Annotated in this window: 20 protein-coding genes; 13 read left to right on the top strand and 7 right to left on the bottom strand. The window is 65.7% G+C overall.

What is annotated here, in order from left to right; all coding sequences use genetic code 11:
- Position 1: 1 nt before the first annotated feature.
- The 3 genes from KUV74_RS11440 to KUV74_RS11430 all read right to left on the bottom strand — a co-directional run bounded on the left by KUV74_RS11440 (position 2) and on the right by KUV74_RS11430 (position 3,003).
- Positions 2-862: a branched-chain amino acid ABC transporter permease gene (locus KUV74_RS11440; RefSeq protein WP_108132112.1), complete on the bottom strand. Its 861-nt coding sequence runs from the start codon at positions 860-862 to the stop codon at positions 2-4.
- Between the two features lie 59 nt (positions 863-921).
- Positions 922-2,115: an ABC transporter substrate-binding protein gene (locus KUV74_RS11435; RefSeq protein ID WP_108132111.1), complete on the bottom strand. Its 1,194-nt coding sequence runs from the start codon at positions 2,113-2,115 to the stop codon at positions 922-924.
- Between the two features lie 108 nt (positions 2,116-2,223).
- Positions 2,224-3,003 carry a FadR/GntR family transcriptional regulator gene (locus KUV74_RS11430; RefSeq protein WP_231498582.1) on the bottom strand — a complete coding sequence of 260 codons (780 nt, stop codon included), beginning with the start codon at positions 3,001-3,003 and terminating at the stop codon, positions 2,224-2,226.
- Positions 3,004-3,197: 194 nt separating this feature from the next.
- Here KUV74_RS11430 and KUV74_RS11425 point away from each other — a divergent pair, with 194 nt between their 5' ends.
- The 4 genes from KUV74_RS11425 to KUV74_RS11410 all read left to right on the top strand — a co-directional run bounded on the left by KUV74_RS11425 (position 3,198) and on the right by KUV74_RS11410 (position 8,524).
- Positions 3,198-4,562, top strand: coding sequence for an aminotransferase class III-fold pyridoxal phosphate-dependent enzyme (locus KUV74_RS11425; RefSeq protein WP_222516352.1), 1,365 nt, complete (start codon positions 3,198-3,200; stop codon positions 4,560-4,562).
- Positions 4,563-4,732: 170 nt separating this feature from the next.
- Positions 4,733-6,229, top strand: a complete 1,497-nt coding sequence (locus tag KUV74_RS11420) for a CoA-acylating methylmalonate-semialdehyde dehydrogenase (RefSeq protein WP_222516351.1) — start codon at positions 4,733-4,735, stop codon at positions 6,227-6,229.
- Between the two features lie 370 nt (positions 6,230-6,599).
- Positions 6,600-7,595: a peptidase U32 family protein gene (locus KUV74_RS11415; protein WP_108132108.1), complete on the top strand. Its 996-nt coding sequence runs from the start codon at positions 6,600-6,602 to the stop codon at positions 7,593-7,595.
- Between the two features lie 11 nt (positions 7,596-7,606).
- Positions 7,607-8,524 carry a U32 family peptidase gene (locus tag KUV74_RS11410; RefSeq protein WP_222516350.1) on the top strand — a complete coding sequence of 306 codons (918 nt, stop codon included), beginning with the start codon at positions 7,607-7,609 and terminating at the stop codon, positions 8,522-8,524.
- A 76-nt stretch (positions 8,525-8,600) separates the two neighbouring features.
- Here KUV74_RS11410 and KUV74_RS11405 read toward each other — a convergent pair whose 3' ends face one another.
- Complete coding sequence (locus KUV74_RS11405) at positions 8,601-9,161, bottom strand: SCP2 domain-containing protein (RefSeq protein WP_231498581.1); 561 nt, start codon at positions 9,159-9,161, stop codon at positions 8,601-8,603.
- A 235-nt stretch (positions 9,162-9,396) separates the two neighbouring features.
- On the opposite strand from KUV74_RS11405, the gene KUV74_RS11400 reads away from it, so the two are divergent.
- Both KUV74_RS11400 and KUV74_RS11395 read left to right on the top strand, forming a co-directional pair.
- A complete protein-coding gene (locus KUV74_RS11400) occupies positions 9,397-9,585 on the top strand; it encodes a hypothetical protein (RefSeq protein WP_045993533.1) in 189 nt (62 codons plus the stop codon).
- Positions 9,582-10,493, top strand: coding sequence for a hypothetical protein (locus KUV74_RS11395; protein ID WP_108132106.1), 912 nt, complete (start codon positions 9,582-9,584; stop codon positions 10,491-10,493). The genes KUV74_RS11400 and KUV74_RS11395 overlap by 4 nt, the downstream gene beginning before the upstream one ends.
- A gap of 150 nt (positions 10,494-10,643) precedes the next feature.
- Here KUV74_RS11395 and KUV74_RS11390 read toward each other — a convergent pair whose 3' ends face one another.
- From KUV74_RS11390 to hemN, 3 genes are all read right to left on the bottom strand, one after another.
- Entirely contained in the window at positions 10,644-11,420 is a 777-nt protein-coding gene (locus KUV74_RS11390) for a ribonucleoside-diphosphate reductase (RefSeq protein ID WP_108448631.1), read from the bottom strand.
- Positions 11,421-11,525: 105 nt separating this feature from the next.
- A complete protein-coding gene (locus KUV74_RS11385; protein WP_213230902.1) occupies positions 11,526-13,637 on the bottom strand; it encodes an adenosylcobalamin-dependent ribonucleoside-diphosphate reductase in 2,112 nt (703 codons plus the stop codon).
- A gap of 234 nt (positions 13,638-13,871) precedes the next feature.
- Entirely contained in the window at positions 13,872-15,257 is a 1,386-nt protein-coding gene (hemN, locus tag KUV74_RS11380) for an oxygen-independent coproporphyrinogen III oxidase (protein ID WP_108132103.1), read from the bottom strand.
- A gap of 398 nt (positions 15,258-15,655) precedes the next feature.
- Here hemN and KUV74_RS11375 point away from each other — a divergent pair, with 398 nt between their 5' ends.
- The 7 genes from KUV74_RS11375 (at position 15,656) to KUV74_RS11345 (ending at position 24,069) form a co-directional block, all read left to right on the top strand.
- The gene (locus tag KUV74_RS11375; protein WP_045993538.1) at positions 15,656-15,973 is read left to right on the top strand and encodes a c-type cytochrome; all 318 of its coding nucleotides are present in this window, start codon (positions 15,656-15,658) and stop codon (positions 15,971-15,973) included.
- A 55-nt stretch (positions 15,974-16,028) separates the two neighbouring features.
- A complete protein-coding gene (locus KUV74_RS11370) occupies positions 16,029-18,239 on the top strand; it encodes a NosR/NirI family protein (RefSeq protein ID WP_261395329.1) in 2,211 nt (736 codons plus the stop codon).
- Position 18,240: 1 nt separating this feature from the next.
- On the top strand, positions 18,241-20,127 hold the full coding sequence (nosZ, locus tag KUV74_RS11365) for a TAT-dependent nitrous-oxide reductase (protein ID WP_253554425.1): 1,887 nt from the start codon (positions 18,241-18,243) through the stop codon (positions 20,125-20,127).
- Between the two features lie 54 nt (positions 20,128-20,181).
- Positions 20,182-21,555, top strand: a complete 1,374-nt coding sequence (locus KUV74_RS11360) for a nitrous oxide reductase family maturation protein NosD (protein ID WP_249743040.1) — start codon at positions 20,182-20,184, stop codon at positions 21,553-21,555.
- On the top strand, positions 21,552-22,601 hold the full coding sequence (locus tag KUV74_RS11355) for an ABC transporter ATP-binding protein (RefSeq protein ID WP_222516349.1): 1,050 nt from the start codon (positions 21,552-21,554) through the stop codon (positions 22,599-22,601). The genes KUV74_RS11360 and KUV74_RS11355 overlap by 4 nt, the downstream gene beginning before the upstream one ends.
- Positions 22,601-23,422 carry an ABC transporter permease gene (locus KUV74_RS11350; RefSeq protein ID WP_222516348.1) on the top strand — a complete coding sequence of 274 codons (822 nt, stop codon included), beginning with the start codon at positions 22,601-22,603 and terminating at the stop codon, positions 23,420-23,422. Before KUV74_RS11355 ends, KUV74_RS11350 begins: the two co-directional genes overlap by 1 nt.
- A gap of 128 nt (positions 23,423-23,550) precedes the next feature.
- Complete coding sequence (locus KUV74_RS11345) at positions 23,551-24,069, top strand: nitrous oxide reductase accessory protein NosL (RefSeq protein ID WP_222516347.1); 519 nt, start codon at positions 23,551-23,553, stop codon at positions 24,067-24,069.
- Positions 24,070-24,305: the final 236 nt, after the last annotated feature.

Below are 24,305 nucleotides of genomic sequence, written 5' to 3'. Positions count from 1 at the left end.
CTCATGCTCTCCCGAACAGTCCGTGGGGACGCAGCAGGATCACCACCGCCATGGCGGCGTAGATCATCAGGCTGGCGCCCTGGGGCCACAGCGAGGTCATCAGGCTCTGCACTACGCCGACGATCAGCCCCGCCACCAGGGCGCCGGTGAAGGACCCCATGCCACCGATCACCACCACTACGAAGGCCAGGCCCAGCACCTCCGGCCCGATGAAGGGGTGCGCCCCGCGCAGCGGCGCCGACAGCACCCCGGCAAGCCCGGCCAGACCCACCCCGAGGGCGAAGGTGATGGAGAACAGGCGAAAGATGTTGGAACCCAGCAGCGATACCATCTCGGTGGACTCGCTGCCGGCGCGCACCAGCGCGCCGAAGCGGGTGCGTTCGAGCAGCAGCCACAGCACCACCGCCACCAGGGCGCTGAAGCCGATCAGAAACAGCCGGTAGTAGGGGTAGGCGAAGTTGCCGATGCGTACCACGCCCTGCAGTGCCTCCGGGGTGGGGATGCTCTTGCCCACTGGGCCCCAGATCATGATCGACAGCTCCTGGATGATCAGCGCGATGCCCAGGGTGACCAGAATCTGGAAGGTATGCGGCAGGTGGTAGATGCGCTGGATCAGGCTGCGCTCCAGCGCCCAGGCCAGCAGCGCCACCAGCAAGGGGCCTGCGATCAGCGCCAGCCAGAAGTTGCCGGTCAGGCTGACCAGGGTGTAGCAGAGGTAGGAGCCCACCAGAAAAAAGGCCCCGTGGGCGAAGTTGACGAAGTTCAACAGTCCGAAGATCAGCGTCAATCCCACCGAAATCAGGAAATAGATCATCCCGAGCCCCAGACCGTTGAGGATCTGGAACAGATAGACGTTAAGCATGGTCCCGACTCCTGTCGTGGCGGGGACGCCGTCCCCGGCAGATTGGCAAGCTGACAGCCTTACAGCTGGCAGGGCGAGTCCTCAGGGGTGACGAAGGAGCGCCCGGCGCTGATCACGTCGGCGTAGTCGTCGGGGTCTTCCATCTCGCCCTCGGCCTTGCCCTTGAGCAGGTAGTAGTCCTTGATCACCTGATGGTCGGAGGCGCGGATGGTCTCCTCACCGGTGGGGCCCTGGTAGGTGTAGCCTTCCAGCGCCTCGATCAGCGTCGGACCTTCGCTGGCCCCGCTGGCATCGGCCACTTCAAGCATCACGCGGGTCATGGTGTAGTCGGCAGCCAGGGGATAGGTCGGAGTGATGTCGTAGGCCTCGCGCACCGAGGCCACCAGCTGCTGGTTGAAGGGGGTGTCGACCTCGTGCCAGTACTGGGCGCCGAAGTAGATGCCGTCGACGTTGGCTGCGCCGAGTTCCTCGAACTGGTCGAGGCCCGCCGACCACACCATCAGGATGTCCATCTGCTCGTTGAGGCCGAAGTTGCGCGCCTGGCGCAGGGCGTTGGAGGACTGGGAGCCGAAGTTCAACAGCACCAGCACGTCCGGCGCCGCCGACATGGCGTTGGTCAGGTAGCCGGAAAACTCCTGCTCCTGCAGCGAGTGATAGCTGTTGCCGACGTGCTCGACGCCGTACTCCTCGAACACCGCCTTGGCGTTGTCCAGCAGCGCCTCGCCGAACACGTACTCGGGGGTGATGGTGTAGAAGCGCTTGGCCTCGGGTAACGCCTCGATCAGCGGCACCAGGGTCTCGCGGATGGCCCCGTAGGTCGGCACCGACCAGCGGAAGGTGGAGGCGTTGCACTCGCTGCCGGTCAGCTCGTCGGCGCCGGCGGGGGTCATGAACACGCCCTCGACGCCGGCCACTTCCTTGCCCACCGCCAGCGCCGTGGATGACAGCGTGGCACCGTTGAACAGTCGCCCGCCGTCCTGGTTGATCGCTTCCTGCACCTTGCGGATGGCGCGGCCGGCGTTGCCCTCGGTGTCCAGGCTGACGTACTCGATATCGCGGCCGAGGGTTTCTCGGGCCTCTTCCACCGCCAGCCGGGAGCCCATCTCGGCGTACTTGCCGTAGCTGGCGAAGGCACCGGAGAGGGACTTCACCCCGTAGAAGGTGAGCGGCTGTTGATCCTGGGCCAGCAGCGGCTGGGTCGCCAGGCCAAGGGCCAGGGCGGAAAGCATCAGGGAGGTCTTGCGCACAGTCATTGTTGTTCCTCTTTTTTCGACGTCATCGGAGTGGATGAGGGGTCGCTGGCGTGGGGTGGCAGTTGTTGTCATTGTTGGTTGGTTTGCCGCAGGTCGGGGGCCAGGAGGCTAGCCGCCCGCCTCGCCGAGGGCGTCAGGTGAGACCAGGAACTGCTTGGCCATCTCGCCCTCCAGGGCCGACATATGGTGCTCGGCGTCACACATGTGCTCGTACATCAGGCGGCGCACCGCCTCGCGGTCGCTGGCCTCGAAGGCCTCCAGCAGGGCGATGTGATAGCGGATGTTCGATTCATCGAAGGCGTGGCGCTCTGGCTTGTAGGCCTTCTTGATGACGACCAGGTCGCGCAGCAGGTCGTTGAGGAAGGTGCTCATGAAGCGCAGCAGCGGATTGGGGCAGTACTCGGCCAGGATGTTGTGAAACTCGAGTTCCAGCATGCGGTGCTGGCGCTGGCTGAGTTCGTCCTCATGGGGCCGCTGGCACTGATCGATGTTGTCCCGCAGCCGGGTCAGCCCCGCCGCATCGAGCCGGTCCATGGCCGAGACCGCCACCTCGACCTCCACCATCCGCCGCAGCTGATAGACCTGGCTACCGTCCACGTGCTGGAAGTGCAGAAAGTTGCGCAGCGCGCGGCAGGCCGGATCGACGGTCACCTCGCGGATGATGGCGCCGCCACCGGGGCCGGTCTTGAGCGCGACCAGGCCTTCCACCTCGAGCACCCGCAGCGCCTCGCGAATGGTGCCCTTGGCGCATTCATAGCGCTCCATCAGGGCCTTCTCGTTGGGCAGGCGGTCACCCGGCGACAGGTTCTCCATCACGATCTTCTGCTTGATGTCCTCGCAGATCAGGTCCGCGAGCTTCTGTCGGCGCTGGGGAAAGGAAGTCGGCACGGATCGCCTCGGTCATTTATTCGAATAAATATAAGGATTAGACCCGTTGCGTGAATTGGTCAAGAAAAGAAATCGCCGACACTAAACGTTTATCTTTACTCACGTGAACGACAACAAAGAGTGATTTTACAAACCTGAAGCCCTGTCCATGCTGAGTCCATGCCCGCCCTGCGGCCCCTGACTGGAGACTCGCCATGCTGACCTTCGACACCCTCGATACCCGTCCCGACGCCCACGCCGAGCGCCCTGCGGGGGCCGGGCTCAACCATCACTACTGGATGCCGTTCACCGCCCACCAGGACTTCCACCAGCATCCGCGGATGATCCAGGGCGCCGAGGGCCGTTACTTCATCGACGACCGCGGCCGCCGGGTGTTCGATTCACTGTCGGGTCTGTGGACCTGCGGCGCCGGCCACAACCGTGAAGAGATCCGCGAGGCGGTGGCCCACCAGCTCGGCAGTCTCGACTTCGCGCCGAGCTTTCAGGTGTCCCATCCGCTGGCCTTCAAGCTGGCCGAGAAGGTCGCGAGCCTGACTCCGGCCGGGCTCGACCATGTGTTCTTCACCGATTCCGGCTCCGAGTCCGCCGATACCGCGCTGAAGATGGCCAAGGCCTACTGGCGGCTCAAGGGCCGCCCGGAAAAGACCCGCATGATCGGCCGCGCCAAGGGCTACCACGGGGTCAACATCGGCGGCACCAGCCTTGGCGGCATCGGCGGCAACCGCAAGCACTTCGGCCAGTTGCTGGACTCGAGCCACCTGCCCCACACCCTGCAGCCGAACCAGGCCTTCACCCGGGGCCAGGCCGAGACCGGGGCCGAACTCGCCGATGCGCTGCTCGAGCAGATCGCGCTGCACGACGCCTCCAACATCGCCGCGGTGATCGTCGAGCCGATGTCCGGCTCCGCCGGGGTCATCGTGCCGCCCAAGGGCTACCTCGAGCGGCTGCGCGATATCTGCTCGGCCCACGACATCCTGTTGATCTTCGACGAGGTGATCACCGCCTTCGGCCGCAGCGGCGCGCGCACCGGCGCCGAGGCCTTCGGCGTCACCCCGGATCTGATGACGGTGGCCAAGCAGATCACCAACGGCTGCGTGCCGATGGGTGCGGTGATCGCCTCTGGCGAGATCCATGACACCTTCATGCACGCCGGCGGCCCGGGGCACGCCATTGAATTTCCCCACGGCTACACCTACAGCGGCCATCCGGTGGCCTGCGCCGCCGCCCTGGCCGCGCTGGACCTGCTCGAGCGCGAGGACTTCCCGGCCCAGGTCAGGGCTATCGCCCCGGCCTTCGAGGATCGCCTGCACGCCTTGAAGGGCCGCTCCCATGTGGTAGACATCCGCAACTTCGGCCTGGCCGGGGCGATCCAGCTGGCCCCGCGCGACGGTGATCCGGCCATCCGCCCGCGCGACGCCCACCTGGCGCTGTGGGAGGCCGGCTTCTATGTGCGCTTCGGTGGCGACACCCTGCAGTTCGGCCCTCCCTTCGCCACCACCGAGGCGGAGCTCGAGCGCCTGTTCGACGCCGTCGCCGAGACCCTCGACCGGCTCGACTGAGGCCGCTTGACTGGGGCCGCACTACTGAGGCCGCTTGCCGGTACCGAGCGCCCGGCTTATCCACCTGAAACCGACAGCCTGTGGACAACCTTTACACCCACTGTTCACAGCGTTATCCACAGCGCGGACGGGCCATGCCCGTCCGCCCTTTCGACACTTGAGGACCCTCGATGGACAACGTCAATCACTGGATCAATGGTCAGGATCTCGAGGCCAGCCGCCACCTGCCGGTCACCAACCCGGCCACCGGCGAGACCATTCGCCAGGTCGCCGACGGCAATGCCGACACCATCAAGGCCGCCATCGACGCCGCCCAGGCGGCCTTCCCGGCCTGGCGCGATACCCCGCCGGCCAAGCGCGCCCAGGTGATGTACCGCTTCAAGGCGTTGCTGGAGCGTGACGCCGATCGTCTGGTGCAACTGATCAGCGAGGAGCACGGCAAGACCCTCGAGGACGCCATGGGCGAGCTCAAGCGCGGCATCGAGAACGTCGAGTACGCCTGCGGCGTGCCGGAGCTGCTCAAGGGCGAGTACTCCCACAACGTGGGGCCGTCCATCGACGCCTTCTCCAACTTTCAGCCGCTGGGCGTGGTGGCCGGCATCACCCCGTTCAACTTCCCGGCGATGGTGCCGCTGTGGATGTACCCGATGGCCATCGCCTGCGGCAACGCCTTCGTGCTCAAGCCCTCCGAGAAGGACCCGTCCGCCGCCCTGGCGGTCGCCCGCCTGCTCGAGGAAGCCGGCCTGCCCCAGGGCATCATGAACGTGGTTCAGGGCGGCCGCGAGACCGTCGAGGCGCTGCTCGACGCCCCCGAGGTCAAGGCCGTGTCCTTCGTCGGCTCGACCCCCATCGCCGAAACCATCTACCGGCGTGGCGCCGAGAGTGGCAAGCGGGTGCAGGCCCTCGGTGGCGCCAAGAACCACGCCGTGGTGCTGGCCGACGCCGATATCGACAACGCCGCCAACACCCTGATGGGGGCCGCCTACGGCAGCGCCGGCGAGCGCTGCATGGCGATCTCGGTGGCGGTGTGCGTCGGCGATGACACCGCCGACCGCCTGATCGAGGCCATGGGCCCCAAGATCGCCGCGCTGAAGATCGGCCCCGGCACCGACAAGGGCCTGGACATGGGCGCCCTGGTCACCGCCCAGCATCGCGACAAGGTGCTCGGCTATATCGAGAAGGGCGTGCAGGAAGGGGCCACGCTGGTGGCCGACGGCCGCGACCTGGTGGTCCCGGGCCACGAGAACGGCTTCTTCGTCGGCGGCTGCCTGTTCGACCGGGTCACCCCGGAGATGACCATCTACCGCGAGGAGATCTTCGGCCCGGTGCTGTGCGTGGTGCGTGTCGACAGCCTCGACGAGGCCATCGCCCTGACCAACGCCCACGAGTACGGCAACGGCACCTGCCTGTTCACCCGTGACGGCGAGGCGGCGCGTCGCTTCACCGACGCCATCGAGGTCGGCATGGTGGGTATCAACGTGCCGCTGCCGGTGCCGGTGGCCAGCCACAGCTTCGGCGGCTGGAAGCGTTCGCTGTTCGGCGACCTGCACGCCTACGGCCCTGACGCTGTGCGCTTCTACACCCGTCGCAAGGCGGTGTCACAGCGCTGGCCCTCGCCCTTCGAGACCACCCAGGCGGAGTTCCACTTCCCCTCCGGCGGTCAGTAGGCTCCGGCAAGAAGACCACGGGCCCTGCGGGGCCCGTTTTCGTTTACCACAGCGAGCGAGCCGCTGATCCACCACTGACAGGCGACTTATACACCGCTGCCCACAGCCCCTGCACCGCCTGCCCACCGCTTTTCACAAGGTGCCACACAGGGTTATCCACAGAACGACTCACAAGCTCATCGCCACCTTTATCTGCACGCCTGACCCGCAAGTCGGATTCCCACCATCGCCAGGTTGTCCACACCCGGCCCCGGTGCAGCGCGTCATCCCTTCGCTCCATCCCTCACTTCATTGGCGGACACTGATACGCATCAAGCCGGCGGTGTCCGCGTGGGGCTAGCATGGCGCCTCTCTTCGCTCGGAGATCGACATGGAACTGGTCTGTCCCGCGGGTAGCCTGCCCGCTTTGAAGCGCGCCGTGGACGAGGGCGCCAACGCGGTCTACTTCGGCTTTCAGAACGCCACCAACGCCCGCCAGTTCGCCGGGCTGAACTTCACCGACAAGCGCGCCCGGGAAGGTATCGACTACGCCCACGCCCGGGGCTGCCGGGTGTTCTGCGCGATCAATACCTACCCGCAGCAGTCGAGCCTGGCCCAGTGGCGCGCGGCGGTGGACCAGGCGGCTTCGCTTCAGGTCGACGCCCTGATCCTGGCCGATCCGGGCCTTTTGGCCTACGCCGCCGAACGCCACCCGGACATCCCCCGCCACCTGTCGGTGCAAGGCTCCGCCACCAGCCACGAGGCGCTGGCCTTCTACCACCGCGAGTTCGGCATCCGCCGTGCGGTGCTGCCCAGGGTGCTGTCGATCCACCAGGTGCGCGACCTGGCCCGCCACAGCCCGGTGGAGCTCGAGGTGTTCGCCTTCGGCAGCCTGTGCATCATGGCCGAGGGCCGCTGCTATCTGTCGTCCTACCTGACCGGCGAGTCGCCCAACACCCACGGCGTGTGCTCGCCGGCGGCCCACGTGCGCTGGGAAGAGACCGCCAGCGGACGCGAATCGCGCCTGAACGGCGTCTTGATCGATCGCTACCGCGCCGACGAACAGGCCGGCTACCCGACCCTGTGCAAGGGACGCTTCAACGTCGAGGGCGACGTCGGCCACGCCATCGAGGCGCCGACCAGCCTCAGCACCCTGGACCTGCTGCCCCAGCTGGCGGCGCTGGGCATCAAGGCGATCAAGATCGAGGGTCGTCAGCGCAGTCCGGCCTATGTGGCCAGCGTCACCCGCGTGTGGCGCCAGGCACTGGACCATCTGGACCGGGCCGGCGACGACTATCGCCCCCAGGCCGACTGGAGCGCCGCCCTGGCGCCGCTGGCCGAAGGCTCCACCCATACTCTCGGCGCCTACGAGCGCGACTGGAAATGACAGGAGGCGAGATGACCGCTGCTTCACTGGAATTGAGCCTTGGCCCGGTGTCCTTCTACTGGACCCGCGAGCGCTACTTCGCCTTCTATGAACAGGCCTGCCACTGGCCGCTGGCCAGCGTCACCCTAGGCGAGACCGTGTGCTCGCGACGGCGCGACATGAAGCTCGCCGACTGGCTGGAGATCGGCCACCAGCTGGCCGCCGCCGGCAAGCAGGTGATCCTCGGTTCGCAGACCCTGATCGAGTCCAACGCCGACCTGCGCGACCTGACCAGGCTGTGCGACAACGGCGACTTCCTGGTCGAGGCCAACGACATGAGCGCGGTGCACCGGCTGTCCGAGGCGGGCCTGCCCTTCGTCGGCGGCCCGGCGCTCAACCTCTACAATGTGCCGACCCTGGAGATCCTCAAGCGCGCCGGCATGTTCCGCTTCGTCGCCCCGGTGGAGTTGCCCGGCGCCGACCTGGCCCGGCTGCTGTCTGACGCCCGCGAGGCGGGGCTGGCGCTGGACTGCGAGGTGCTGGCCTACGGCCACCTGCCGCTGGCCTGGTCGCCGCGCTGCTTTACCGCGCGTCACCATCAGCACCCCAAGGATCGCTGCCAGTTCGTCTGCCAGGACTATCCGGAAGGGCTGTCGCTGACCACCCAGGACGACAGCCGTCGACTGTTCACCCTGAACGGTATCCAGACCCTGTCCGGGGCCTGTCAGGACCTGCGCCACGAGCTTGCCGAGATGGCCACAATGGGCGTCACCACGGCCCGGCTAAGTCCGCGTTCAGAGGGGATGGATGAGGTGGTGGCGGACTTCGACCTGGCCCGCCAGGGACGCTACCCGGCGCCCTCGCCGCTGGCGCTGGTCGACGCCGAGCTGTGCAACGGCTACTGGCACGGCCAGGCAGGGATGGATCTGGCGCCGGTGCTGGAAGACTGAAAGCCCCTTCCCTCCCACGCCACCTCACTCAGGAGGCCGGTTCGCCGGCCTCCTGCGCTACCCGTCAGCAAGGAGCCTAGGCCTGGCGGGGCAGCCAGCGCTGCAGCTGCCCCAGCACCTCGAGCAGGTAGGGATGCAGCAGTTCCATTTCCTGGCCATCCAGCAAGTTCTTCACCGTCAGCCCCAGTTCGGTGTCACCCTCCAGGCACAGCCGGCGCTGGAAGAACAGGCTGTCCGGGTCCTCCTCACGGCTGGCCAGGCAGGCGAACTCGCGCCAGCCCCCCGCCACCTTCACCTCCCAGGGCGCGTCGGTGACCTGCAGGCGCCCGTGCGTAAGCGTCAGGGTGACCGCCAGCGCCAGATCGTCGATGGACAGACATACACGGCGCCCTTCAAGCACGTCGAACTCACCGTCGGCCAGCGGCTCTGCCAGGGTGCGGTTGAGCCAGGGCTCGAGACTCGTGCGCAACAGCGGCAGGGGCAGCGGGCCGAGACGGCGCATCAGTGACAGATGCAGACGATGGGGCACCCGGGTCAAGGCGCCGGACGTCAACGACGACGACAGCGAAGGAAGGGTGGGCAAGGCAGGAAGGGCAAGAGAAGGCAACGACAGCGAGCCGAGCGGTGACAGCGACATGACGGGTTCCTGGTCAAGCGGCACGACGCCGCCGGGTCATGCTAGCGATCCCGTCGCCCTCGGTTCATGACGCCCATCAAGCCCTCTGGCGTAGCGCTCGTTGAACGCTCTGACACAGCCGAATGCCGGGGTCGAAATGGGAACTCTGCTACACTGCGGACATCATAGGGTTCGGCCCCTTGGCTTCACCCAGGTTCCGCAGAGCATCAAGTTCACAAGCGGAAAAGGAGCAACGATGTCCATCGAAACCAGCTTCGAAGGCTACCTCAAGGCCAAAGAGGGTGGCCACCTGCGTAGCATGAAGATATCGCATCGCGGCGCCGTCTCCGTGGACAGCGCCGAGCTGGTGCGGTCGCGCAAGGTCAAGAGCAACGTCAGAGCCCTTCGCCGCAGCCTCGATCGCAGGGACAGCAAGCCGGAATGAGCGGCATCAAGCTGCTGCCACCTTTCGTCCTGCTGGTGGCCGGCTTTCTGCTATGCCATTCGATCCCTTCCTGGCGACGCTACGTCATTCGTGCCAACGGACAACAGCTGACATTGCGCAGCGCCATCGCCGGCTTTGGGGCCGCCCTCCCGGTCTTCGCTGTGCTCTACCTCCTGCACGCTTTCTCTGCCCCCTCCGCTTCTCCTTACGCCAACCCAGACACCCAAGGCGAGCCCTTCGGCGAGCCCTTCCTTCAGACGTCGCTGGTTACCCTTACCATTGCGATCATCTGCCTGGCGTTTACGAAACTGGTGGCCTGGTACTATGCCTTCTATCTGGGCCAATCCCGTCTGCGCCAGCGCCTGGCCGGGTTTGCGCGTCGCAGCGTCGGGGCTAGTGTCTATCACCGACTGCAACGAGCAGCACAGTGGTGCCACTGGCAGAGCTATCGCTTCACCGTCCACGCCATGCGCAAGCTGATAGAGGGTGACCATGCCGAAACCCTCTACCTTGGCAGCCTGCTTGGCACCGGCAGCGGCCTCTGCATGTTCGTGCTGGATTCTCGCAAGGTGATCATCGGCAACGTGACTGGCATGCCCGAACCCTCGGCGCCCAAGGAGGAAAGCCAGATACGTGTGTTGCCCTACTTCACCGGGCACCTGTGCGAAGCCCATCTCCAGTTGCATATCACCACCGACTACACGCCCTACCTGGACGCCCAGAGTCGGGGCGAGGCCCACCGCGACTACGCCTTTGACATCGTGCTGGCCGCCCACAAGACCAGCTACGTCCGGGAGTTCGACATCCGTTTTTTCCGCAGCCGGTTCATCAACCACCACTGCCCCTGCGGCCACCCCGTCTACAACATCACCCGCTCCGGCCAGGCTCAGCCGCCTGGGGCGTCATAGCGCCTGCTGTCACGACGCTGGCTGAACGACACCCCCCTCCAGACACAACGATGGGCCCCGAAGGGCCCATCGTTGTGACGCTGGCCTATTCGCGCGCCAGCCGTGCTTTCTAGCCACGTATTCTAGTCGTGCTTTCCAACCAAACGTCGACTAGCCACACTTCGACCAGCCGCAGCCGGCGTAGCAGGTGGGGCAGCCGTCCATCATGATCAGCTCGCCGCGACACTCGGGGCAGTTGCCGACCACGGCGGGGCCGGCGCCTTCGGCGGCGGACTCGGCAGGCTTGCCATCCAGCGGCTCGACCGCGCCGCTCGGGGTCTCGTCCTCGACCTCGGCGGGGTACCAGCCGTGGCCGGAGGCCTGGCGTCGGGCGTAACGGCTGACCAGGTCCTCCACCGGCACCTGGTTCCCGTCGATATCGAGAAAGCCGCGACGGTAGAGGATCTGCTGGATCGACCAGGCGATGGCGGCGACCTCGGAGTCGTGGAACATCGGCTTGTTCCAGCGGTTCATGCCGCAGCGCACCAGGCCCTTGTCCCAAGCCACCTTGCGCAGATCCGCCACCGCCTGGGTGACGTAGCCGCCGCGGGCCGCCAGCGACAGGCTGCGCATGGTGGCGGTGATCCACTGGTGCTCACTGGACAGCTGACCGGAGGGGAAGAAGAACTCCACCGGGCGCTCGATGATCACCCGCTGGCCGTTGAGCACGCCTTCCACCGGCATGAAGGACACCAGCAGGTAGACCTTCTTGCGGCCTTCGGCGCCGACGTAGGAGATCTTCTCGGACACCGCCTCCAGCGTTCCCTCGGGGCGCGAGGGGATGCGCATGGTCAGCGGGTTTTCCTCGGGCAGCGGGGCCGGCGCGGGGGCGGCCTCTTCGCTCTTGACGCGGTAGCCCACGATCTTGGAATTGATTTCGACAGCCATCAGCGGGCTCCTCCAGAAAGATGATGCGGGCGTGACACGCTCACGACCCAGGCATGATATTGCGGCTCGCCGACTGGCAGGCAGGCTGGCTTGCCGCTGGACCGATTACCACTTGCCATAGGTCCCCTCCTTCAAGCCGTCGTAGAGGTTGGCGGCGTTGTGTTCCTCACCGTCGTAGATCACCGTCTCGTCGCCCTTGAGTTCGAGGGTCTCGCCGTTCTCCAGCTCGAAGATATAGGTGGTGTTCTTGAGGTCATCCTCGCGCACCAGCACGCCCTGGAAGGCCTCCGGGTTGAAGCGGAAGGTGGTGCAGCCCTTGAGACGGCTCTGGTAGGCGTCCAGGTACAGGTCCTTGAACGCCTCGAAGGCAAAGTCGGTGGGCACGTTGACGGTCTTGGAGATCGCCGAGTCGACCCAGGCCTGGGCCGCGGCCTGCACCGCCACGTGCTGCTTGGGGGTCACCGCGTCGGCGGTGATGAAGTAGTCGGGCAGGTCGCTTTCCACCGCGTCGGCGTGCATGAAGTGGCGGTAAGCGGCAAGCTCGAAGGACACCACCTCGACCTGCTCCTTGGTCTTCTTGCCGGCCTGGATCACGTTGCGGAAGTAGCGATGGGAGAACGACGGCTCGATACCGTTGGAGGCGTTGTTGCCCAGCGACAGGCTGATCGTCCCGGTGGGGGCGATCGACGAGTGGTGGGTGAAGCGCGCACCGTGCTCGGCCAGCTCCGCCACCAGCTGCGGCTCGACCTCTGCGATCTTCTGCATATAGCGGCTGTAGCGCGCGTGCAGGATGCGCCCGGGCACCTTGTCGCCGACCTCATAGCCGTCGCGGCCGAGCTCGGGACGCTCGCGCAGCATCTTCGGCGTCAGCTCGAACTCCTGCTCGAGGATCGGGGCCATGCCCTTCTCGCGGGACAGCTCCAGCGCCTGCTTCCAGCCCTCCACGGCCAGCACTCGGCTGACTTCCTCGGTGAAGCCCAGCGACTCGGCCGAGCCGTAGGGCATCTTGAGCATGGTCATGGTCGAGCCGAGGCCGAGGAAACCCATGCCGTGGCGGCGCTTGGCCTCGATCTCGCGGCGCTGGCCGGACAGCGGCAGGCCGCTGATCTCGACCACGTTGTCGAGCATGCGGGTGAAGATCGCCACCACCTCGCGGTACTTGTCCCAGTCGAAGCGCGGCTTGTCGCCGAACGGATCGATCACGAAGCGGGTCAGGTTGACCGACCCCAGCAGGCAGGCGCCCTCCGGCGGCAGCGGCTGCTCGCCGCAGGGGTTGGTGGCGCGGATCTCTTCGCAGAACCAGTTGTTGTTCATGCGATTGACCTGGTCGATCAGGATGAACCCGGGCTCGGCGTAGTCATAGGTGGAACGCATGATGGTGTCCCACAGCTCGCGGGCCTTGATCACCTCGACCACGCGGCAGGCTACGCGGCCTTCGGCGTCCTGGGTGTAGCCGTCCTCGATCACCGGCCAGTCGCGGTAGATCAGCTCGCTGTCATCGACGTCGCCCTTCTCGCCCTCGTGCAGCGGGAAGGCCAGCGGCCAGTCGGCGTCCTGTTTCACCGCTTCCATGAACTCGTCGGTGATCAGCAGGCTCAGGTTGAACTGGCGCAGGCGACCGGCCTCGCGCTTGGCCTCGATAAAGTCGCGCACGTCGGGATGACCGACGTCGAAGGTGCCCATCTGGGCGCCACGACGGCCGCCGGCGGAGGCCACCGTAAAGCACATCTTGTCGTAGATATCCATGAACGCCAGGGGGCCGTTGGTGCCGGCACCGGCGCCGAACACGAAGGCGCCCTTGTGGCGCAGGGTGGAGAACTCGTAGCCGATGCCGCAGCCGGCCTTGAGCGTCATGCCCGCATCCACCACGCTGTCGAGGATGTCGTGCATGGAGTCGCGAATGGTCCGCGATACCGTGCAGTTGATCAGGCTGACCGCGGGCTTGTAGCCCTCGGCTCCGGCGTTGGAGGTGATCCGGCCTGCCGGCACGGCGCCGTTTTCCAGCGCCCAGCGAAACTTCGGCAGCCACTTGTCGGCGGCGTCGCCCTCGACGGCGGCCAGCGCCTTGGCCACGCGGTCCCAGGTGGCCTGAAGGTCGGCGTCGACGGGCTGGCCGTGGCGGTCCTTCAAGCGATACTTGGCGTCCCAGATGTCATACGAGGGGCCCTGCATGGGAACCTCCTGCGACAGGGCGGCGGCCTTGGCGGATGTGGTCATGAAAGCTTGTCTCCGATGAAGTTACCGGCAAATAAACGGGGTCGTAAAGGGGCGGATGCGCGCTCCGGATAAGCTCGGGCACCCTACCAGATATAGTAAAATTTTCGACCGGCGGCACAATATAAACGAAAAATCGGGCCATGGAAGACCCGATCGTTAATTCGGCTTTGGCGCATGAAAGGTAGCGCGGCCTACCCCGGGCGTCTCGCCCCGGGGCAGCCGCGATAGAGCCGGCTAGACGGTGCGCGAGAAGCGCCCGCTGCCGGGGACCAGGTAGGCATCGAAGGCCATGGCCACGTTGCGCATCATCAGGCGTCCTGCCGGCAGTACCCTGAGCGCTTGCTGCTTGATCTCGATCAAGCCGTCGGCCTGCATCTCGTCGAGCTGGTCGAGGGCGCTGGCGAAATGCGTGCGAAAGTCGATAGCGTGACGGGCTTCGAACTCGGCGAAGCGCACCTCGCCGTGACACATCAGCGAGGTGATCAGTTCGGCACGCAGCTGGTCTTCGTCGCTCAACCGATAGCCCCGCAACACCGGCAGCCGCCCGGCCTCGAGGTGCTCGGCGTACTCGGCGGTGGTCTTGACGTTCTGGCTGTAGGCGTCGCCGACCTTGCCGATGGAGGTGACCCCGAGCCCGATCATGTCGCACTGAGCGTGGGTCGAGTAGCCCTGGAAATTGCGCTGCAGGGTACCGTCGTGACGGGCTCTGCTGAGTTCGTCCTCGGGCAGGGCGAAGTGGTCCATGCCGATATAGACGTAGCCCGCCTGGGTCAGCCGCTCGATGGTCAGCTCGAGCAACTCGAGCTTGCGCCCGGGCGGCGGCATGTCCTCGTCGCGGATCAGCCGCTGGGCCTTGAACAGCGACGGCAGGTGGGCGTAGCTGTAGGCGGCGATGCGGTCGGGTCTCAGCGCCACCACCTTGGCCAGGGTGGCGTCGAAGCTGTCGCGGGTCTGCAGCGGCAGCCCATAGATCAGGTCCACCGACACCGAGGCGAAGCCGGCGTCCCGGGCGGCGTCCACCAGGGCCGCCACCTGGGCCTCGCTCTGCACGCGGTTGACCGCCTTCTGCACCAGCGGATCGAAGTCCTGGACGCCGAAGCTCAGACGATTGAAGCCCATCTCGCGCAGTTCATGGATCTGGGCGGGGGTCACCGTACGCGGATCCACCTCCAGCGAGAATTCCCGGCGCTGCTCCGGGGCGAACCGGAAGTGGCGCGCCAGGGCGTCGATCAGCCCCTTGAGCTGGTCATTGGACAGAAAGGTCGGGGTGCCCCCACCCAGGTGCAGCTGGTTGAGCTCCCGGGTCTCGTCGAACAGCGCCGCCTGCAGGGCGATCTCGCGCTTGAGCAGCGCCAGGTAGTCGGCGGCACGCTCGCGATTGTGCGTAATGATCTTGGAGCAGGCACAGTAGTAGCAGAGGCTTTCGCAGAAGGGCACATGGACGTAGACCGACAGCGGCTTCGGCTCCCCCTGCTGGCTGCGCTCGACCGCCTGGCGATAGTCGGCGACACCGAAACCGTCGTGGAAGTGCGGCGCGGTGGGATAGGAGGTGTAGCGCGGCCCTGGACGGTCGTACTTCTCGACCAGCGCACGCTGAAACGGCAAAACATCGGATGACATCGACAAGGCCCCTCGTGACACGACCGCCCGACGGCGGCATCTGTCGGCATTGTCGCACGTCGAATCCGCCCGTCCCGGCAAGACGAAGCCAGACATGATCTGCATCAAATCACGGCAGCGGCATCACGGCGCTTGCCCCTGTGGCGTGTTCTCGCCCGAGGTAGTGCAAACGCGAGCCAACCGCAATGATGCCCCTGCCATCCCAGTGATCCCGATCAAGCATAGTACGGAAGACGTACCTCTCCCCGCCTAAAGTTGACCAACGTCATAGGGTATTGTCGCTGAGCGCTCCAATACTCGAGAGTCCCAAGGGACATCCCGCACAAACCGTGATGCCTGACCCAAGCCGCACGCCGCTTGCGTCAGGTATCACGCCCCAAGACCGAGGAGCGCTCATCATGAAATGGATCCCCCTGGCCGCGCTTGGCGCCGCCTGTCTGTTCAGTCTCAACGCCCAGGCCGCCGGCGACGCCGCCGCCGGTGAAACCAAGATCGGCGCCTGCGCCGCCTGCCATGGCACCGACGGCAAGGCCACCGGACCGATCTATCCCAACCTGGCGGGTCAGAACGCTCCGTACCTGGAAAGCGCGCTCAAGGCCTACCGCGAGGGTCAGCGCGGTGGTGGCATGTCCGCCATCATGGCGCCCCAGGCGGCGGCCCTGTCGGATCAGGATATCGCCGACATCGCCGCCTACTTCTCGTCGCTGACGCCCTGATCCCACCCTGGTGCGCGAAGCGTCCTTGGGGCGCTTTGCGCCTCGAGGTCATGCCATGACCCAAGCCCCCCGCCAATTTCCCCGCCACTGGTCTTCTCTCCTGCGCCTGCTTGTCGTGCTGTTGGCGATGTGGTTGAGCCTGCCCGCCCTGGCGCTGGAATTCGATCAGTATCCCGGTGACCTTGGCAGCGCCAAGGGTGACCTCGCCCTGTTTCAGCAGGCCTTTCCCGGTACCGACAGAATAGAGCCGGTGGCCGACCTGCCGTGGCCGGTCAATGCGCTCTACCGTGGCGACGAACTGGTCGGCTACGCCTTCGAGAGCGCCGAGGTCGCGCCGATCCCCGCCTACTCGGGCAAGCCGGTCAACCTGCTGATCGCCATCGATCCTTCCGCCAGCCTGCGCCTGGCCAAGGTGCTCAATCATTCCGAGCCGATCATGCTGGTTGGTATCCCGTCAGAGCGCCTGGACGACTTCGCCGACCAGCACCTCGGCACCCCGGTGACGTCGCGCCTGGAGGTGGGAGAGGACGTCGATGCCATCTCCGGCGCCACCGTGACCGTCATCGTGGTCAACGACACCATCATGCGGGCAGGACGCCTGGTCGCCGCCGCCCTTGGGCTGATCGAAGACCCCGCGGCAGCGCCAATCGCCCGTGTGCGCGACGAGGTCTACGCGCCCGCCGACTGGCAGGAACTGCTCGACCAGGGGGCACTGGGTCACCTGACCCTGCGCCAGGGAGAGGTCGATGACGCCTTCGCCGGCACCCCGGCGGAGCACTACCTGAGCGGCCAGCGTCCGCCCCGCGACGCCACCTTCATCGATCTTTACCTGGGCTACCTCAATGCGCCGAGCGTTGGCCGCAATCTGCTCGGCGAGCGCGGCTACGACCAGTTGATGGCGAGCCTCGCCCCCGGCGAACACGCCGTTGCCCTGCTCGCCGATGGCAGCTTTTCCTACAAGGGGTCGGGCTACGTGCGCGGCGGCATCTTCGATCGTATCGAGCTGGTCCAGGGCAACGCCTCGATCAGCTTCCACGACAGCGACCAGCGCCGCCTGCCGCGCCTGGCCATCGACGGAGCCCCCGCACTAAGCGAACGCGACATCTTCGTGATCCACGAGGACGCCCACTTCGACCCGGGCACGCCCTGGCGGCTGAACCTGCTGGTGCGCCGGGCCTCGGGGCCGCTGACCCAGGAGTTCACCCGCTTTCATCTCGACCAGGCGCTGCCCGAGGCCTTTATCGAGCGCCCCGAGCCGGTGGAGCCCGCCCCGCTGTGGCTCGAGATGTGGCAGCAGAGTCGGCTAGAGCTGATCGGGCTTGGTGCTGGACTGGTGACGCTGTCACTGATCCTGGCGTTCCAGGACGCCCTGGCGCGTCGCCCGCGCCTGCTGCGCAAGGCCTTCCTGCTCTACACCCTGGTCTATATCGGCTGGGTGTCGCTGGCCCAGCTCTCGGTGGTCAATGTGCTGGCGCTGATCCATGCCGTCATCCCTGCCGTCGCCAATTCCGCCAGCCATGGCTTCAGCTGGTCGGCCTTCCTGATCGACCCGCTGATGTTCGTGCTGTGGGTCTTCGTGGCGGTCACTCTGGTGCTGTGGGGCCGCAGCATCTTCTGCGGCTGGCTATGCCCCTTCGGTGCGCTGCAGGACCTGGTCAACCAGCTCGCCCGTCACCTGAAGGTGCCGCAACTGACGCTGCCCTTCGCCGTGCACCGGCGGCTGTGGGTGGTGAAGTATCTGATCCTGTTTGGCCTGGTCGGGGTGTCCTTCTACGACCTGGGACAGGCGGAGCGGCTGGCCGAGGTCGAGCCGTTCAAGACCGCCATCACCCTGCACTTCCTGCGCGACTGGGGCTATGTGCTCTACGCCGTGGCACTGATCGCAAGCTCGGCCTTCATGCACAAGGCCTACTGCCGCTACGTCTGCCCGCTGGGTGCGAGCCTGGCCATCGCCGGTCGCCTGCGCCTTTTCGACTGGCTCAGGCGGCACCGTGGCCAGTGCGGCACGCCCTGCCAGATCTGCGCCAACGACTGCGAGCTGGTGGCCATCCATCCCGACGGCCGTATCGAGGCCTCGGAGTGCCACTACTGCCTGGACTGCCAGATCACCTACGACGACGACCGTCGCTGTCCGCCCCGGGTCAAGCGCAGAAAGCGCCTGGAACGGAATGCGGCGAGGACGCACGGCGACGTGGGTGACGCAGAACCCCGCGGATCAAGCCAGGACGGCGACCCGCGGCGTATACCCTGCCTTGAGGAGAACTGAAGTGAGTGACGATTCCCGCAGTATCCAGAATCTGGCCCGACGCCACTTTCTACGCAACAGTGCGGTGACCGGCGTCGCCGGCGCCGGCCTTGCCAGCGGAGTGGTCGGCGGTGTTGGCACCAGCGCCCTGCTCGGCAGCCGCAGCGCCCGCGCCAGTGAAGGCGACGCCATGGTGGCCCCCGGTGAACTCGACGAATACTACGGCTTCTGGAGCGGCGGCCACTCCGGTGAAGTGAGGGTCCTGGGCATCCCCTCCATGCGCGAGTTGATGCGCATTCCGGTGTTCAACACCGAGAGCGCCACCGGATGGGGCATCACCAACGAGTCTAAGCACATCCTCGGCGAGTCCGCGCGTTTCCACAACGGCGACGCCCACCACCCCCACGCCTCGCTCACCGACGGTCGTTATGACGGCAAGTACCTGTTCATCAACGACAAGGCCAATACCCGGGTGGCGCGGATCCGCCTCGACATCATGAAGACCGACAAGGTCACCACTATTCCCAACGTCCAGGCCATCCACGGCCTGCGTCTGCAGAAGGTGCCCTACACCAAGTACGTCTTCGCCAACGCCGAGTTCCCGATCCCCCAGGTCAACGACGGTCGCGACCTGGAGAATCCTGCGAACTACTACACCATGTTCAACGCCATCGACGCCGAGACCATGGAGGTGGCCTGGCAGGTGATCGTCGATGGCAACCTGGACAACACCGACGCCGACTACACCGGCCGCTTCGTTGCCTCGACCTGCTACAACTCCGAGAAGGGCATGACCCTGGCCGACAGCATGCGTGCCGAGCGTGACTGGGTGGTGGTGTACGACGTCGAAGCCATCGAGGCCGCCGTCGAGAAGGGCCAGTTCGAGACCCTGGGCGACTCCCCGGTGCCGGTACTGGACGGACGCAAGGGCTCACCGCTGACCCGCTACATTCCGGTGCCCAAGAACCCCCATGGCCTGAATACCTCACCCGACGGCAAGTACTTCATCGCCAACGGCAAGCTGTCGCCGACGGTGTCGATCATCGCCATCGACAAGCTGCCGGCGCTGTTCGCCGACGAGATCGAGCCCCGCGACAGCGTAGTCGCCGAGCCAGAGCTGGGCCTGGGGCCGCTGCACACCACCTTCGACGGTCGCGGCTTCGCCTACACCACCCTGTTCATCGACAGCCAGGTGGCCAAGTGGAACATCGAGGAGGCGATCCGCGCCTACAACGGCGAGGACGTCAACTACATCCACCAGAAGCTCGACGTGCACTATCAGCCGGGCCACAACCACGCCAGCCTGTGCGAGACCCGCGATGCCGACGGCAAGTGGCTGGTGGTGCTGTGCAAGTTCTCCAAGGACCGCTTCCTGCCGGTGGGACCGCTGCACCCGGAAAACGATCAGCTGATCGACATCTCCGGCGACACCATGAAGCTGGTGCATGACGGCCCGACCTACGCCGAGCCCCATGACGCCATCATGATGCGCGCCGACCAGCTCAACCCGATCCAGGTGTGGGACCGCCAGGATCCGTTCTTCGCGCCCACCCGCGCCATGGCCGAGGCCGACGGTATCACCCTTGAGAGCGACAACAAGGTCATCCGCGACGGCAACAAGGTGCGCGTCTACATGACCTCGGTCGCGCCCCAGTACGGCATCACCGAATTCAAGGTGAAGCAGGGTGACGAGGTCACGGTGGTGATCACCAACCTGGATACCGTCGAAGACCTGACCCACGGCTTCTGCATGGTCAACCATGGCGTGTCCATGGAGATCGGTCCGCAGCAGACGTCCAGCGTCACCTTCACCGCCGAACGCGCCGGGGTGCACTGGTACTACTGCAACTGGTTCTGCCACGCGATGCACATGGAAATGTTCGGTCGCATGCTGGTGGAGAAGGCCTGAGGAGCGGCCGGGCCGGGCGCCGATGGCGCTCGGCCCGGCCCAGGCGACATCACCATGTTTCGAGCTCTCTCCTTTCCTGCAGGTGGCTCGGCATCCGGCCGAGCAACACCGATGGCGCTGGCCCTGACCGCAGGGTTGGCGCTACTGGCGATACTGAGTCCCAGCGAGGTGCTGGGCGCTGAGCTGAAGGTGACCGCGGGCACACCGCTCAAGCGCTGGGTCGAGCAGGCCGAGCCCAACGATATCCTGCGGCTCGCACCGGGCCACTACACGACAGGCCCGGTGATCATCGACAAACCGCTTAGCCTGGTCGCCGACGGTGCCGGTGTGGTGATCGATGGCGGCGGCAGCGGGACCCTGCTGACCTTGCGCTCACCTGGCATTTCCCTGTCCGGGCTGACCCTTCAGCACTGGGGCGCGGACCTGACCGCCATGGATGCGGGCGTTCACGTGGAAAGGACCGCCCATGGCGCCAGCATCGAGCGTTGCCGGCTGTCCGGCCCTGGCTTCGGCATCTGGCTCGATGGCGTCGACGACGCCCGGGTCCTCGACAATCAGATTCGCGGCGATACCCGGGTACGCTCCCAGGACCGCGGCAACGGCGTGCAGCTATTCAATGCGCGTCGGGCGCTGGTCTCCGGCAACGATATCCGCCAGGTGCGCGACGGCGTCTATATCGACACCAGCAGCGACAGCGTGATCGACGGCAATCTGCTCGAAGACCTTCGCTACGGCGTCCACTACATGTACGCCCACGACAATAGCGTGACCAACAACCTGACCCGTCACACCCGCACCGGCTACGCCCTGATGCAGTCCCGTGGGCTGACGGTGAGGGCCAATCGCTCCATCGAGGATCGCAACTACGGCATCCTGATGAACAACATCACCGAAAGCCGGATCATCGACAACGACATCATCGGCGTGCGCCAGGCACGCGACGCCCATGACCGGGGCCTGGTCAGCGGTGGCGATGGCAAGGCCATCTTCGTCTACAACGCCCAGTTCAACGTGATTCGCGGCAACCGCCTCGAGGACAGCGACATCGGGCTTCACCTGACCGCAGGCTCCGAGGACAACCGCATCAGCGGCAACGCCCTCATCCACAATCGCCGCCAGGTGAAGTACGTGGCCACTCGACAGCAGGAATGGTCCGAGCACGGTCGCGGCAACTACTGGAGCGACTACCTGGGCTGGGACCTTGACGAGGACGGCATCGGCGACACCCGCTACCAGCCCAATGACGCCATGGACCAGCTGCTGTGGCGACACCCGGAGGCCAAGGTGCTGATGGCCAGCCCGGCGGTGCTGGCGCTGCGTTGGGTACAGCGCGCCTTCCCGGTATTTCGCCCCGCCGGCGTCAGCGACAGCGCTCCCCTGATGACGCCTTCGAGACCTCGTTCCGCCACACGGACATCCTATCCATGACCCGCGCCAAGACCTGCGCCACAACCTGCGCTATCGCCTTTGACGACGTCAGCCTGGAACACGGCGGCGTGACCCGCCTGTCGCACCTCAGCCTCGAGGTGAACAGGGGCGAGGTGCTCGGCCTGCTCGGCCACAACGGCGCCGGCAAGACCACCAGCATGAAACTGATGCTGGGACTGCTGTCGCCCACCCAGGGAAGTCTCAGCGTGCTTGGGCAACGGCCGGACCGAGCCGGTGACCGTGCCTTTCGCCAGCACCTGGGCTACCTGCCCGAAAATGTCCGCTTCTACCCTAACCTGAGCGGGCGAGAGACCCTCACCTATCTGGCCCGACTCAAGGGTCGGCCCACGGCAGAGGTGGACGAGCTGCTGGTGCAGGTGGGGCTTGGTGGGGCCTCCGACCGACGCCTGGCGACCTGGTCCAAGGGCATGCGCCAGCGCCTGGGGCTGGCCCAGGCGTTGCTTGGCGAGCCTCGGCTGCTGCTGCTCGACGAGCCCACCAGCGGGCTCGACCCCGCCGCCACCGAGGCGGTCTACGCCACCATCGGAATGCTGAAGGCGCGTGGCGTGACGGTGGTGCTGTCTTCCCACCTGTTGCCGGGGGTCGAGCCGGTGATCGATCGTGCGCTGATCCTCGGCGAGGGCAAGTGCCTGGCGCTGGGCGACCTGGCGAGCCTGCGCGAACGCTTTGCGCTGCCCTACGTGATCGAGATGCGGGGTGCTCCCCAGGATCTGGCACTAAGGCTGATTCGCGAGGGCATCCCCGCCCGCTCTTCGTTGGCGGACGGTGGTCGGCTGCGACTGGAAGTGGCCCCGGAGCACCGCATGAACGCCTTGAGGCTGTGCACTGCCTTTCAGGGGCTCAAGGACCTGGAGATTCGCCCCCCCAGCCTCGAGGCACTGTACCGACGTGTCCAGGACCCCAGCGGCCGCGATCCAGGCAATGGCAGTGACGGGAGCAGCGAGAGCGACGCCAGCGACCGCTACCAGGTGATCGACGAGACCGACCACACCACCGTCTCACCATCCGCCGAGGACACGCCCTGATGCGCCTTCTACTGACCATCGCCCACAAGGAATTCCGTGACGGCCTGCGCCACCGCTGGGTGCTCGGGATCGCCGTGCTGCTGGGGGTACTGGCGCTGGGTATCGCCGCCTTCGGTGCTGCCGCCAGTGGTGGTACCGGCTTTACCGGCCTGTCCACCACCCTGATCAGCCTGTCGACGCTGTCCATGCTGCTGATCCCGCTGATCGCCCTGATGCTGGCCTACGACGCCATCGTCGGCGAGGACGAGGGCGGCACCCTGCTGCTGCTCGCCACCTACCCCATGTCACGCCGGACCTGGCTGCTCGGCAAGTTCATGGGCCACGCCTGGGTGCTGGGCCTGGCCACTGTGTGCGGCTTTGCAGTCGCTGGCGTGGTCATCGCTTTCGCCACACCGGAAACCGCGCTGGCCGAGGTAGCCGCAGGGCTCACTACCCTGATCGTCTCCAGCGTGCTGCTGGGCTGGTCGTTTCTGGCCCTGGCGTACTGGATCAGCGCCCGTGCCGGCAGCAAGCAGGCTGCTGCCAGCCAGGCCCTGATCACCTGGTTCGTGTTCGTGCTGGTACTGGACCTGGCGCTGCTCGCCCTGCTGGTAGGCGTGCGCCAGGGAGGGGCCTGGCTGCCCTGGCTGATGCTGGCCAACCCGGCCGAGTGCTTCCGACTGCTGGTGCTCTCGGCGATCGAGTCTCATCAGGCCTCCGCGATCACCGCCCTGGCCAGCGCCACCCCCAGGTCGCCCTTGCTGCTGGCGCTGCTGCAGGTCGTCTGGGTGCTGCTACCCCTGTGTCTGGCGATCAGGCGATTCGAGCATCGAGCGCTGTAACCCGCGCGCCTAGTTCAGCCGAATGCCGACGCTGCCTGCCAGCCATTACTGCGGGTTATTGCTGCTGGCTTTTGCTGCCAGCGGTCCCCCCCACTCCGTCCGCCAGGACGCTCGCCTGGAGAACTCCCATGTCCCTTCCTTCTATGCTGCAACGCTTTGCCATCGGTGGCCTGATGCTGTTGTTGATCGGCTGCAACGACGGCACCTCTGACACGACTATCGGCCCCGCCCCCATCGGTGATGACGACATCTGCCATGTATGCGGGATGTTGATCGAGGCCATGCCAGGCCCCAAGGGAGAACTCGCACTCGATGGTGACAGCGAGGTCACCAAGTTCTGCTCGGCGGCGGAAATGCTGGTATTTCTTCTTCAACCGGAAAACGTCGAACGCCTTGCCCATGCCTGGGTTCATGACATGGCTCGCACCGACTGGGATCACCCCGAAAACGGTGCCTTTATCAGTGCACAGGAGGCCTGGTACGTGTCTGGCCATTCGCGGCCCGGCGGCATGGGACATCCGCTGGCGACCTTTGCCACAAGAAACGATGCGGAGGCTTTTCAGCGCGACCACGGCGGCATCATCGAGCGCTTTGATGAGCTTGAAATCGACCAGTTAACCCATATGAGCCGAGCAAACCACCCTTGAATAGGTATAGAAAATCCCACAAATATGCAGCGACAAAAGCCGACCAAAAAAATTGCTAAATTTATGGATTTACCATGCTACATTCAAGAGACAATAAGATGGATGGAACATCCATGACAAGGAGTTAAACCGCGCATGTTATCTCATTGATATAGGTCATCTGGCGTAGGAATAATCGCACATCGCTACGCTTTAATGCGCCAAGCCTGCGTGAGATTTCTCGTCCCTTGCTAGAG

Origin of the sequence: Halomonas sp. DP1Y21-3 (genome assembly GCF_019801245.1) — a bacterium.
GTDB lineage: Bacteria > Pseudomonadota > Gammaproteobacteria > Pseudomonadales > Halomonadaceae > Halomonas > Halomonas litopenaei.
This window is presented reverse-complemented; position numbering and strand designations above follow the sequence as displayed.

Coding starts and splice junctions, on each gene's coding strand:
- KUV74_RS11440 (WP_108132112.1), bottom strand. CDS start 862: ATGCTTAACGTCTATCTGTTCCAGATCCTCAACGGTCTGGGGCTCGGG.
- KUV74_RS11435 (WP_108132111.1), bottom strand. CDS start 2,115: ATGACTGTGCGCAAGACCTCCCTGATGCTTTCCGCCCTGGCCCTTGGC.
- KUV74_RS11425 (WP_222516352.1), top strand. CDS start 3,198: ATGCTGACCTTCGACACCCTCGATACCCGTCCCGACGCCCACGCCGAG.
- KUV74_RS11420 (WP_222516351.1), top strand. CDS start 4,733: ATGGACAACGTCAATCACTGGATCAATGGTCAGGATCTCGAGGCCAGC.
- KUV74_RS11415 (WP_108132108.1), top strand. CDS start 6,600: ATGGAACTGGTCTGTCCCGCGGGTAGCCTGCCCGCTTTGAAGCGCGCC.
- KUV74_RS11410 (WP_222516350.1), top strand. CDS start 7,607: ATGACCGCTGCTTCACTGGAATTGAGCCTTGGCCCGGTGTCCTTCTAC.
- KUV74_RS11405 (WP_231498581.1), bottom strand. CDS start 9,161: ATGTCGCTGTCACCGCTCGGCTCGCTGTCGTTGCCTTCTCTTGCCCTT.
- KUV74_RS11400 (WP_045993533.1), top strand. CDS start 9,397: ATGTCCATCGAAACCAGCTTCGAAGGCTACCTCAAGGCCAAAGAGGGT.
- KUV74_RS11395 (WP_108132106.1), top strand. CDS start 9,582: ATGAGCGGCATCAAGCTGCTGCCACCTTTCGTCCTGCTGGTGGCCGGC.
- KUV74_RS11390 (WP_108448631.1), bottom strand. CDS start 11,420: ATGGCTGTCGAAATCAATTCCAAGATCGTGGGCTACCGCGTCAAGAGC.
- KUV74_RS11385 (WP_213230902.1), bottom strand. CDS start 13,637: ATGACCACATCCGCCAAGGCCGCCGCCCTGTCGCAGGAGGTTCCCATG.
- hemN (WP_108132103.1), bottom strand. CDS start 15,257: ATGTCATCCGATGTTTTGCCGTTTCAGCGTGCGCTGGTCGAGAAGTAC.
- KUV74_RS11375 (WP_045993538.1), top strand. CDS start 15,656: ATGAAATGGATCCCCCTGGCCGCGCTTGGCGCCGCCTGTCTGTTCAGT.
- KUV74_RS11370 (WP_261395329.1), top strand. CDS start 16,029: ATGACCCAAGCCCCCCGCCAATTTCCCCGCCACTGGTCTTCTCTCCTG.
- KUV74_RS11360 (WP_249743040.1), top strand. CDS start 20,182: ATGTTTCGAGCTCTCTCCTTTCCTGCAGGTGGCTCGGCATCCGGCCGA.
- KUV74_RS11355 (WP_222516349.1), top strand. CDS start 21,552: ATGACCCGCGCCAAGACCTGCGCCACAACCTGCGCTATCGCCTTTGAC.
- KUV74_RS11350 (WP_222516348.1), top strand. CDS start 22,601: ATGCGCCTTCTACTGACCATCGCCCACAAGGAATTCCGTGACGGCCTG.
- KUV74_RS11345 (WP_222516347.1), top strand. CDS start 23,551: ATGTCCCTTCCTTCTATGCTGCAACGCTTTGCCATCGGTGGCCTGATG.